The 11,749-nt window shown below is 41.8% G+C and carries 13 protein-coding genes and 1 tRNA gene; 5 read left to right on the forward strand and 9 right to left on the reverse strand.

All coding sequences use genetic code 11. The features are described 5' to 3' along the window. Window positions 1–252 precede the first annotated feature (252 nt). The 6 genes from FVA72_RS04555 to mutY form a co-directional block, all read right to left on the reverse strand. Window positions 253–537: a hypothetical protein gene (locus FVA72_RS04555; RefSeq protein ID WP_008913927.1), complete on the reverse strand. Its 285-nt coding sequence runs from the start codon at window positions 535–537 to the stop codon at window positions 253–255. Between the two features lie 255 nt (window positions 538–792). Beyond that, entirely contained in the window at window positions 793–2,058 is a 1,266-nt protein-coding gene (locus FVA72_RS04560) for a tyrosine-type recombinase/integrase (RefSeq protein WP_004917093.1), read from the reverse strand. Window positions 2,059–2,253: 195 nt separating this feature from the next. Further along, window positions 2,254–2,329, reverse strand: a tRNA-Phe gene (locus FVA72_RS04565). A gap of 183 nt (window positions 2,330–2,512) precedes the next feature. Next, window positions 2,513–3,586, reverse strand: a complete 1,074-nt coding sequence (mltC, locus tag FVA72_RS04570) for a membrane-bound lytic murein transglycosylase MltC (protein WP_004264664.1) — start codon at window positions 3,584–3,586, stop codon at window positions 2,513–2,515. A gap of 54 nt (window positions 3,587–3,640) precedes the next feature. Continuing rightward, the gene (locus FVA72_RS04575) at window positions 3,641–3,910 is read right to left on the reverse strand and encodes an oxidative damage protection protein (protein WP_042848738.1); all 270 of its coding nucleotides are present in this window, start codon (window positions 3,908–3,910) and stop codon (window positions 3,641–3,643) included. Window positions 3,911–3,920: 10 nt separating this feature from the next. Next, entirely contained in the window at window positions 3,921–4,973 is a 1,053-nt protein-coding gene (gene mutY, locus FVA72_RS04580) for an A/G-specific adenine glycosylase (RefSeq protein WP_110592329.1), read from the reverse strand. 289 nt (window positions 4,974–5,262) lie between these two features. Here mutY and trmB point away from each other — a divergent pair, with 289 nt between their 5' ends. The 5 genes from trmB to FVA72_RS04605 all read left to right on the forward strand — a co-directional run bounded on the left by trmB (window position 5,263) and on the right by FVA72_RS04605 (window position 9,260). Next, window positions 5,263–5,982, forward strand: a complete 720-nt coding sequence (gene trmB, locus FVA72_RS04585; protein ID WP_004264669.1) for a tRNA (guanosine(46)-N7)-methyltransferase TrmB — start codon at window positions 5,263–5,265, stop codon at window positions 5,980–5,982. Next, a complete protein-coding gene (locus FVA72_RS04590; RefSeq protein ID WP_004264672.1) occupies window positions 5,982–6,314 on the forward strand; it encodes a YggL family protein in 333 nt (110 codons plus the stop codon). The genes trmB and FVA72_RS04590 overlap by 1 nt, the downstream gene beginning before the upstream one ends. A 119-nt stretch (window positions 6,315–6,433) precedes the next feature. Next, window positions 6,434–7,351, forward strand: a complete 918-nt coding sequence (glsB, locus tag FVA72_RS04595; RefSeq protein WP_004264677.1) for a glutaminase B — start codon at window positions 6,434–6,436, stop codon at window positions 7,349–7,351. A 23-nt stretch (window positions 7,352–7,374) separates the two neighbouring features. After that, the gene (locus FVA72_RS04600) at window positions 7,375–8,106 is read left to right on the forward strand and encodes a DUF2884 domain-containing protein (protein WP_110592328.1); all 732 of its coding nucleotides are present in this window, start codon (window positions 7,375–7,377) and stop codon (window positions 8,104–8,106) included. 203 nt (window positions 8,107–8,309) lie between these two features. Continuing rightward, window positions 8,310–9,260: a siderophore ABC transporter substrate-binding protein gene (locus tag FVA72_RS04605; protein WP_110592327.1), complete on the forward strand. Its 951-nt coding sequence runs from the start codon at window positions 8,310–8,312 to the stop codon at window positions 9,258–9,260. A gap of 161 nt (window positions 9,261–9,421) precedes the next feature. Here the strand turns inward: FVA72_RS04605 and hemW are convergent, their stop codons facing one another. From hemW to FVA72_RS04620, 3 genes are read right to left on the reverse strand one after another with little or no spacing between them, the layout of a single operon-like run. After that, entirely contained in the window at window positions 9,422–10,561 is a 1,140-nt protein-coding gene (gene hemW, locus FVA72_RS04610; protein ID WP_110592326.1) for a radical SAM family heme chaperone HemW, read from the reverse strand. After that, window positions 10,554–11,147 carry an RdgB/HAM1 family non-canonical purine NTP pyrophosphatase gene (rdgB, locus tag FVA72_RS04615; RefSeq protein ID WP_110592325.1) on the reverse strand — a complete coding sequence of 198 codons (594 nt, stop codon included), beginning with the start codon at window positions 11,145–11,147 and terminating at the stop codon, window positions 10,554–10,556. Before rdgB ends, hemW begins: the two co-directional genes overlap by 8 nt. A gap of 16 nt (window positions 11,148–11,163) precedes the next feature. Further along, the gene (locus FVA72_RS04620; RefSeq protein ID WP_094962050.1) at window positions 11,164–11,748 is read right to left on the reverse strand and encodes a YggT family protein; all 585 of its coding nucleotides are present in this window, start codon (window positions 11,746–11,748) and stop codon (window positions 11,164–11,166) included. Between the last annotated feature and the right edge of the window lies 1 nt (window position 11,749).

Genomic DNA, 11,749 nt, shown 5'->3' on the forward strand with positions numbered 1-11,749 from the left:
TAGAAGATGATATTGATATAAAAAGCCAATCAGCTGAAAAACAGACAACTCGCTTTAAAATGATTAATGACGGTTTAGAGCAGGATAATGAGTTGCCTTACAATCCCGATAAGATGTTATGCTTTCTATCATGATCTCAATTTGCGTGGGTTAAAACGAAAAAAGCCCCTGTCCAATAAACTAGGGGCAGTTCAGACTCACAGACTCCTAAGAGATGAAACCCCATCAGGGGTTTCCGTTAACTTATGGCTATCAATCAAACGTGTATTCACACTCGATACATTCATAACGATCAAATACCACGCCATCTAAAGCTGAACCACTCACAGCCCCAGCAGTAGCTCCAGCGACTAAACGTCCAAATAGAGCGCCTACCGCAGCACCCGCAATCGTCCCTACAACAGGAACAGCAGAGCCGATAGACGCTCCAGCTAGTGCGCCTGATACGCCACCAGCAACAGCTCCGGTCTTTTTCCCTATATGACGTTCACGAATGCGAGTTGAATCGCAGGCCGGGCAACGAATGTAATTTTCCATGATAATTTCCTTTTAGGTTGATTTAAAAGCAAAAAAGCCCCAGTCCGTGAGGACAGAGGCTTTCAGTGATAAAGCTTTTTTATTGAATGAGATGTATTACGATAAATCGTGGTTAGTTATCATGCGTTTTGACGATGAAAATTCCCATGAACAATATTGCCACCATTTCTCAATGAATCGATATAGTCGGCATACTACCGTAGTATTCGACTCCTCGTATTGAAAATGGATCGCCTATATGACATGGCTAAAGTTTTAGTGATTCATTGGATTATTCAACTTTGCAAAGTCGAATGGCGAAATCGTTTGTTCCCGATTAGCATCCAAATAATCAGCCCACCATTGCACCATTAATCGACGTTCATCAATATGTTCTGCCTTATGAATATAAGCAGCCCTCACTGAGTTACGTTCTTGGTGGCTCATCTGACGTTCTACGGCGTCCTTAGACCACAATCCGGACTCAATAAGTGAACTGCACGCCATTGTTCTAAAACCATGCCCACAAATTTCAGTTTTGGTATCATAACCCATGACGCGTAAGGCTTTATTGACTGTATTTTCACTCATGGGTTTAAAGGGATTATGAGCGCCCGTTAGGATCAATTCATGTTCACCCGTCCATGCCCAAATTTCTTTCAGTATAGTGATGGCTTGGTGGCTAAGGGGAACTAAATGCGGAGTGCGCATTTTAGCGCCCCTGTGTGAGAATTTAACGCCGGGTATAGGCTTTCGCTGAGCAGGAATAGTCCATAAGGCTTTATCGAAGTCAATTTCAGACCAACGCGCATAACGAAGTTCGCTTGACCTAATAAACACTAATAAATTTAACATCACGGCTAGTCGAGTGACGGATTGCCCTTTATAAGCATCGATACGGGCAATGAGTTCCGGTAGACGGTCAAGGTTAAGAGCTGGACGGTGTTGGCGTTGTACCGTCGTTACAGCCCCTGCGGTATCAATAGCAGGGTTATAGCCAATAATACCGGATTGTACCGCATAACGCATAACAGCAGCGATACGTTGCTGTAAACGCGCAGCGATCTCATAAATTTCTTTACTTTCTGCTGCACGGATAGGAATAAGCAGGTCAGGGGTTTTGAGGGTAGTGATATCGCGTAATCCAATATAAGGAAAGACATGCGACTCCAAACTCTTTAAAACCTTTTCACTGTGTGATTCAGACCATTTTTTATTGCTGGCATGCCATTGTCTTGCGATGGTTTCAAAAGAGAGATTTGCATCAGAAGCTGCTTTAGCCACACGTTTTTGTTCGCACGGGTCAATACCGTCAGCAATCAACTTTCTTGCTTCATCACGTTTTAAACGCGCCTCTGATAAAGAGACATCAGGGTATAAACCCAATGCTAAGGTTTTCTCTTTACCTAAATGGCGGTAGCGTAACCGCCAGTATTTAGAACCGTTGGTGTGAACCAATAAGTGCAGACCTGCACCATCGGTTAATTTATAGGATTTCACATCGGGTTTAGCCGCCCGAATTTTAGCGTCAGTCAGTGCCATAGTGAGCTTCCTGAAAGATAAAGTGGGTACAAAATTCTATCGAACTAGTGTATACCCGCAATTGTACCCGCACAATGGGGTTGATGTGGGTAGAATCGAGTAGAATTCAGTGGAGTTGAAACTTTGGGAGAGTGTTGATTTTAGCGGGCTTTACAAACAAAAACAGACGTCGGTTGACGTCTGTTGATAATAAGGTGGTGCCCGGACTCGGAATCGAACCAAGGACACGGGGATTTTCAATCCCCTGCTCTACCGACTGAGCTATCCGGGCAACGGAGCGTATTAAACCTGATTTCATTGGTTGAGTCAAGGCGCTTTCAATAAACTTTTGACTGTATGCGCTTTTTTTCAACATGTTAGCTAGTTTTTAATCGAAAACACATAAAATTATTAAGGTTAATGACTAATACCAGCCTTAAATCAGATTTTGGCTGGCATTCACTATTGGAAAATTTTAACGTAGATAATTTTTCTGTGCTTTGTTCACTTTAATCAGGTAATTACGTGACTCTGCAGCAGGGTGCTTAGTGGACAAGGTTTCATACACTTCACCCGGTTCTAAATTATTAATACGCTGCGCGGCTTGCTTTTTATCGCTGTGGAACACCCGCAGAACGCTGCCTGCGCCGCCATTATATGCGGTAATAACAGCATAACGGCGTGAGGTTTGATTACGAATATCGCCTAAGTAGCTGTTCTGCAATATAGCTAAGTAAGCCGTACCCGTATCAATATTTTTTTCTGGGTCAAACAAATAGCTACGGCTAGGAACACCAGATTTCCCTTGTGAGCGGAAAACATCTTTGCCGGCGGTATTTGGCATAATTTGCATTAAACCAAGCGCATCAGAGCGGCTAACTGCATAAGGGTTGAAACTCGACTCAATTTGCATAATCGCGAGGATTAATGACTCATCAACACCATATTTGGCCGCAGATTTCTTAATATAAGGTAAATATTTATGAGCCCGTTTATCTAAATGGTTTGGTACTAATTGCATAGTCACGGACCAAACAATATTCATACCAGACTGTCTGCGCTGCATTTTATTTTCAATCAGATAATCAGCAAACTTTGTGGCTCTCCATTCCCAACGAATCGCTTCTCCTGTGTTATCGAGCACTTGGCCAAATAAAAAGGGTTCTTTGCTGTGAGGAATATCATTGATATCAGAATAGAGGTCAATGGAATTGGGGTCGTCCCCCATTAATAAGGTGGTGACAATAGCTTTCTTTAAGTGCTGTGAAGGCTCTACCGCTGAAATAGTCTCAACCGTAATGGTCCCTGCATCAAAATTAATATGGCTACGAGTTCGGTATTCATCGGTATATTTTACGTAGTCTTTTGGACCCGCAATTAATACTTCTTTAATGCCCCAAATATTTTCAATATTGTGGGCAAATTGACCCATTAATATATCGAACCCATTGGTATCTTTGACATAATCAGGGTTAAAGTCAGATTTTTGCTTGCTAGAACAAGAAATAATTAGAGGGATCAACAAACTCAGCGCAAATAGTTTTTTCATACGATTCACAGTCTTGGGGCAAAAGTCTACCTACTAAGTAGGTAGACAAACAGATTATTTTTCAGGTGTATAGCCATCAATATGGATATCGTGGCCTTCAAACAAGAACTTAATCATTTCTTGTTCTAACATTTTACGGTCATCAGGGTTCATCGTATTAAGTTTCTTTTCATTAATGAGCATGGTTTGCTTTGCCATCCACTGGCTCCACGCCTCTTTTGAAATCTCGTTAAAAATACGTTTTCCTAACTCACCTGGGTAAAGCTGAAAATCTTGCCCATCTGCATCACGTTGTAAAAATGTACAAAAAATGGTTCTACTCATTAATTTTTCCTCAAATATCAGGTAGTAAGGCGAGCTGTTTTAGTAAACTTTCAACTGGGGCAGCAAGGCCGATAGTTGCGCCTAAGTGTAAGTTATACCAGAGTCCTTTGCCTTCATCCATGGCAGAATTAAATGCCTGAATCTTAACTTTTACAGGGATAATATCTAAATGAAAATGGCTAAATGTGTGACGGAAAGAAATTAATTGCTCTAATTGAGTATACTCAAAGCCAGATTCGTTCAGCCAATCATTGAGTTGCTCTAAAGAATCAAACTGTGGAAAGGCAAATAATCCCCCCCAAATACCGGATGGTGGGCGTTGTTCTAACCACACATCATCGTCGTGCTGAATAATTAGAAACCAAGCACTCTTTTCAGGGATTTTCTGTTTTGGTTTTTTACCTGGGTAGTTTTGCCATGAATGATTAGCATAGGCCATACAGCCAAAATTAAGCGGGCATAGTTCGCATTTTGGTTTACTGCGAGTGCAGATCATTGCGCCTAAATCCATCATCGCTTGGTTAAAAAATTCAACTCCCACTTGTGGGGTGACATCCGTGCTGATTTCCCACAAACGGTTTTCGACTTCTTTTTTACCCGGCCAGCCATCAACCGCATAAGCTCGAGCTAATACGCGTTTAACATTACCATCGAGGATAGGGTAATGCTGTTTTTGCGATAATGATAAAATTGCCCCAGCAGTGGACCGGCCAACCCCAGGCAGCGCTAAAACCTCATCAAATGTAGTGGGAAATGAGCCCCCATATTGAGTCGCGATCACTTGAGCGGCTTTATGGAGATTTCTAGCCCGGGCGTAATAGCCGAGCCCTGTCCATAAGTGCAAAACTTCATCAAGAGGAGCGTTGGCAAGGGCGCTCACATCTTCAAAGCGAGAGATAAACTTCTCAAAATAAGGGATTACAGTACTCACTTGGGTTTGTTGCAGCATAACTTCTGATAACCAAACATGGTAGGACGATTTTTCCTGTTGCCATGGCAACGTCTTACGACCATATTTGTGATACCAGTTAAGTACTGCAGATGAAAATTGTTGAGCTTCCATTAATAATTTTATTTTTTATTGATATTTCCAGTTATGGTAGGAATTGCAACATAGACGAAGGGGGCTGTAAACCGCTATTGTGTTGTTTAGTGTAAAGTTAGCGAATTATCAACTGCATCCTTGTGGAAGTTTTGCTAAACTCCGATATCCATCATGCCTCAAGGGTAAAGTTAATCACTACAACTTGGGCATTTAGGGCTGTAAATTGATAGGTTTGGTAACCAATCACCTTATAAACTTGATTGTTGGCACATTAACTTAATTGGGCACTCATTTTAGAACCTTTATTATGATCAATAATGTTATCTCCCCCGAATATAATGAAGATGGGCGGGTTATGCGCCGAGTCCGTAGTTTTGTCCGCCGTCAAGGGCGTCTGACAAAACGTCAGGAAGACGCATTAGAAAAAGAATGGGCAGAAAAAGGCATCGATTTTATCAATGAACCTTTTGATTTTGCCAAAGTATTCAATAACTCAAATCCAGTTACCTTGGAAATTGGGTTTGGGATGGGCGCCTCATTGGTGACCATGGCATCTCAGAATGCAGATAAAAACTTTTTAGGTATTGAAGTTCATGCTCCCGGTGTTGGCGCATGTTTAGCATCAGCAAAAGAAGAAAACGTCACCAATTTACGTGTGATGTGCCATGATGCAATAGAAGTTTTAGACTGCATGATCCCAAACGGCAGCCTTGCGATGGTTCAGTTATTTTTCCCTGACCCATGGCATAAAGCGAAACATAATAAGCGCCGTATTGTGCAAGTTCCGTTTGCAGAAAAAATTCGTAGCAAACTAGCTATCGGCGGTGTTTTCCATATGGCAACAGATTGGCAGCCTTATGCAGAGCACATGCTTGAAGTGATGACGAGTGTCGAAGGGTATAAAAACTTATCACCATCAGGTGATTACGTTCCTCGTCCAGAAACAAGACCAGAAACAAAATTTGAAAAGCGCGGCCAGCGGTTAGGGCACGGTGTATGGGATTTAATGTTTGAGAGGATCAAATAATGGCTAAACAACCACGTAGTCGTCGTTTACGTAAAAAATTACGCTTGGATGAGTTCCAAGAGTTAGGCTTTACTGTTAAGTGGAGCTTTAAAGAAGGTACGCCGATTGAGGAAGTTGACAGCACCGTTGACCAACTGATTGCAGAAGCGATTGAACCGAATGGTTTGGCGTTTGAAGCAAGTGGCTATATGAACTGGGAAGGGATCGTTTGCTTACAAAAAATTGGCAAATGTACCGAAGAGCACCGTCAAATTGTTGAAAATTGGCTAAAATCAAAAGGCATGAATGACGTCGTCGTTTCTGAGCTGTTTGATGTTTGGTGGGAAGAATAATTTTATTGAGTCAATCTCAATAAATAAACTGAGCTTTCAGTCGCTTGAAGAGGCATCCAAAAATTGGGTGCCTTTATTTTCTGTTGCAAATACTATCTGGAGTCAACGTTTTGAGCGCCATGCTTTCTAACCAGCTACTCAACGATATCCTAGACCAAGTTCGCCCACTGATTGGGCAAGGTTGTGTTGCAAATTATATTCCTGCTTTAGGTTGCGTACCTTCCCACCATTTAGGCATTGCGGTATCCACGATTGACGGTGATATTTTCACCGCAGGGGACGCATATCAACGTTTTTCAATTCAATCTATTTCAAAAGTATTAAGCCTCACGCTTGCAATGACACGTTATGAGGAAGAGGAAATTTGGAGCCGCGTAGGTAAAGAACCCTCAGGGCTACCCTTTAATTCGTTAATTCAAATTGAAATGGAAAAGGGGATACCTCGAAACCCGTTTATCAATGCGGGAGCCATTGTTATTGCTGATATGTTGCAATCACGTCTAAGCGCACCTAAACAGCGCATGCTAGAGTTTGTCCGAAAGTTGTCCTGCGAACCGGATATCAGTTATGACACGGTTGTCGCTCGCTCAGAATTGGAACACGCCAGTCGTAATGCAGCTATTGCTTATCTTATGAAATCTTTTGGGAATTTTGAAAATGATGTTTTAACGGTTCTCGAAACTTATTTTCATTATTGCTCTCTAAGTATGAACTGTGTTGAATTAGCGAGGTGTTTTTCCTATTTAACATCGCAAGGGATGTCATCTTGCTCTATTGACCCCATCATCACGCCACTACAATCAAGGCAAATCAATGCATTAATGATGACTTGTGGTATGTATGACGGTTCTGGTGAGTTTGCATTTCGGATAGGAATGCCCGGCAAGTCTGGTGTTGGTGGCGGTATTGTTTGTGTGGTTCCAAACCAATTTACCGTAGCGGTTTGGTCACCTGAGCTAGACTCGGCGGGGAACTCTTTAGTCGGCTGTGCGGCTTTAGAGTTATTATCGAAACGAATTGGGCGTTCTGTTTTTTAATTAATGCTCTACTAGGAGATTTTATGTTACGCCGTACATTAATTGCATTTTCACTCCTTGCTTGTGCGACGAGCCAAGCTGCAGATTATAACTGTTCTGTAACACCAAAGGATGACATCGTTATGACACCTGAAAGTGTGCAAGTTATTGGTGCAAGTGGCGATTTAAAAATTACGCCAAATGGTGATATCACGCTTAACGGTAAAAATGTTGCTGCAACAGAGGCCCAAAAGCAGCAAGCTATTCGTTACCAAGCCTCTATCCGTCAGGATTTACCTTGGATAAAACAAGAATCAGAAAAAAAATTATCAACTTCAAGGGAAACGATAGACAAAGTTGTCGTTAAAGTGGTTGGTAGCGATAGCAATATCCGTAACCGGTTAACAAAACTAGAAAAAAAGCTTAATGGGCAAATCAATCAAATTATTGAGACTCGCCCTAATGGTTATGTATTTCACCATGAAGCCATGAAAACTGTTGAAGCGAAAGGACGCGAGCTAGTTAATGAAAGCTTGGGGGGCATTTTACAAGACAGCATCAACGAAATGGGGCGCAAGCAATTATTATCGGGTGGTGATGCTAATAAAGCGCTACAAGGTATGTTAGGGAACTTAGGCGGGTTACAACAAGAGCTCGAATCTGAATGGAAAAAACAAGAGAAAAGCTTCCAGCAATTTGGCCAACAAGTTTGTTCTAAAGTAACCTCAATAGAGCAACAACGCGTCTCATTACTTAATTCAATCAAAAGTAGCTGATAGCACTAAAATCACAATAACCTTATGAGCAGTAATGTATTTTTTGTACATTACTGTTTTTTTATTTTATCTCTATCATCAATTTGTGTGATATTAATTCCATTAATGGGAATGAAAATGAAATTGATTCTTATTTGATTGACATCTAAGCTGCTCACTTTACAATGCGGGTTTGGCTTAATGACTAAATTGGGATCATTTAAATGAAAAAGTTCATTCCTGCTCTGCTTGTTTCTGTGTTGTCATTCTCTGCGCCTTTCGCTCTCAGCGCTGAATCTACCACTTTCACGCCAAATGCGGTGATAGCACAAGGTGTTGAAAAAGTGACGATCAAACACCTATCAGGTGAAACTGAAGTCGTGAAAAAACCACAAAAAGTGGTTCTGTTTGATTTCGGTGTTTATGACTCAATGCAAAAACTCGGCTTAGGTGACAAGGTTGTTGCGCTACCAACTGGCAATGCTCCCGCTTATATAAAAGGCAGCATCCCTGCATCAATGGAAAATGCAGGTGGAATGAAACAACCTGATTTAGCCAAAATCGCGCAATTAAAGCCTGACCTGATTGTGATCACGGGTCGTCAAGGTAAGTCTTATGATGAGTTATCAAAAATTGCACCCACCATCAATTTAGGCTCTGATAGCAAGCACTATATTGATTCTGTAAAAGCCAACATTGGTGTGATTGGTGAGCTCTATGGTAACCAAAAAGCGGTTGATGAGCAGTTGGTTCAATTAGATAAAGTCATCGCAGACGCCCAGAAGAAAGCGGCTGATTCCAATAAGAAAGTTTTAGTACTGATGCATAATGACGGCAAATTAATTCCAAATAGCCAAGCCGTTGTTTACAACGTTGTGAAAGCGCAACGCGCTGACCTACCGGTTGATGAAAGTGCAGATAAAGCAAAACGTCGTGTAGTGGATACTAAAACTATTGCTCAAGCGAATCCAGACGTGATCCTGATTGTTGACCGTAGCGAAGCGATTGGTGCAGGTAAACTGGATAAAACGGTATTTGAAGACAGCAATATTCAAGAAACCAAAGCTTATAAAGACGGCAAAATTACTTACCTGCAATCTGACTTATGGTATTTGTCAGGTGGTGGTTTAGTTAGCTTAACTGAACAAGTTAATGCGGTGGTGAATGCTCTATAACAGATATCTGCCACTGTCTTATTGATGGTGGCAATATGTATTACCTCAATTGTTATTCTTGTCTATTTCATTTTTATCTCTAAACAAAAGCCCACGTCAAATAAAGTGGGCTTTCATCTAATTTATAAGTGAAATGATATTATAAATAAATCGAATAACCGCTACTCTTCACCTAAAAATAACTCTAATAGGGAATTGAGAAACAATTTTCCATGCTCTGTGATCTGCCATTCATTCACGGTTTCTGTGATATAGCCTTTAGCTAAGGCTTCATCAATAGCCGCTCTAACTGTTGATTCTGGTAACCCTGTATATTGGGTAAATTCAGCGCGAGGCATAGCTTCAAGCAGACGAAAGCGGTTCATGAAATATTCAAATGGCCTATCGGAGGCATCAACATCATAGGATTGGTGCATATAACGCCCCTCCATATAACCTCGAGGGTGTTTTGTTTTTACGGTTCGTAAAATTTGACCATCTTCAAAAGAAATTTTTCCATGAGCACCACAACCGATGCCTAAATAGTCACCAAAGCGCCAGTAATTGAGATTGTGTTGGCATTGGTAACCGGGTTTAGCATAGGCGGATGTTTCATATTGCTGATAACCTGCCGCGCTCAATAATTTATGGCCTTCGGTGTAAATATCCCACAGTGTATCGTCATCGGGTAATACTGGAGGACGTGAGCCAAACTGAGTGTTGGGTTCAATGGTTAATTGGTACCAAGACAGGTGCGGAGGTGCAAGTTCAATGGCTTGGCGCAGGTCAGATAAACCTTCAATTTGAGTTTGCGCAGGTAACCCATGCATTAAATCGAGGTTAAAGCTTCTTAAATTAAGATTAGTGGCCAACTGAGCGGCGCGCTTCGCTTCATCAGCGCCATGAATTCGCCCTAAAGTGATTAATTTGTCATTACCGAAACTTTGTACGCCAATAGAAATACGGTTGATTCCTGCTGCTTGGTAACCTGCAAAACGGCCAGCCTCAACAGTGCCGGGGTTTGCTTCCATGGTGACTTCTGCGTGAGGGTCTAAATCAACTCTCTGACGTACGCCATCCATTAATGCTTGCATTGACTCAGCACTTAATAAACTGGGCGTTCCACCCCCAATAAAAATGGTTTTTACCGAACGCCCTGCAACTAATTTTGCATCAATGTCTAAATCGGCCAACAAGTGTGCCACATATTCTTGCTGAGGAATTTCCCCCTTAAGTGTGTGCGAGTTGAAGTCACAATAAGGGCATTTTTGCACACACCAGGGGATATGGATATACAGGCTCAGTGGGGGTAATTTAAGCATTCTTCAGCGCATCCAACATCATTGTGAGGGCTCTTCCACGATGTGAAACGGCTTGTTTTTCTGCTTTTGTTAACTCTGCTGAGGTGCAACCTAATTCAGGAACATAAAATATAGGGTCATAACCGAAGCCACCTTGGCCTTTGCGTTCATGAGTTATGACACCGTGCCAGCGACCATGAAAAACCAACGGCGTTGGGTCTTCTGCATGGCGTAAATAGACCAGAACGCAGTTGAATTGAGCCTGACGTTGGTCGTCAGGCACATTTTTCATTGCTTCAAGTAATTTTATCAGGTTTTGCTCATCGGTCGCATCTTCCCCTGCATAACGTGCAGAGTAAATGCCAGGTGCACCACCGAGTGCATCAACAGAAATTCCTGAATCATCAGCAATTGCGGGTAACCCGGTTTGTGCTGCTGCATGGCGTGCTTTTAAGATCGCATTTTCAATAAAGGTTAAGCCTGTTTCTTCTGCAGATTCAACACCTAATGAGGTTTGTGCGACGGTATCCATCCCAAAATCACGTAATAGGTCAGCTAACTCATTCACTTTCCCGGGGTTACCGGTGGCTAAAACAACTTTTTGCATTATTTAAAACTCGTTTTTACATAATACCAATGGAATACATCATTGCAGTCAATGATGGGTCAATCATCAGTGAGATATCAACACGCAGATAATTCAGTGCAATTAAAATAAACATCACAATCATTGCGGAGAAATCTAACCCACCCATAGCAGGGATGATACGACGAATTGGCGCCATTAAAGGTTCTGTTAATTGGTATAATAAATAGTCTACAGGGTTACGGCCTTGGCTGACCCAGCTTAAAATTGCACGGATTAAAATCATCCAAAAAATCAATTTACCGGTATAGGTTAATAATAAAATCAGCCCCATAGGCAAAATACTTATGCCTAAAATAGGGAGCAAGTTAGTCGCCCACATACCAAAAATAATAGCTGCAATGGCTAAAATAAATGCCACAACCACTGAAGCGGTATCTATCGCGCCAAAAGAAGGAATGACTCGGCGCAATGGTGCGACGATAGGCTGTGTTGCTTTGACAACAAATTTCGAAAAGGGATTGTAAAAATCTGCACGCACCCACTGCATCCATACGCGCAGCAGTAATACAAAAATATACAGTTGGATCAGGGTAGTAACGACGAATACTAAGGTCTGCATG

Origin of the sequence: Providencia sp. PROV061, assembly GCF_011045655.1 — a bacterium.
In the GTDB taxonomy this organism is placed as follows: domain Bacteria; phylum Pseudomonadota; class Gammaproteobacteria; order Enterobacterales; family Enterobacteriaceae; genus Providencia; species Providencia hangzhouensis.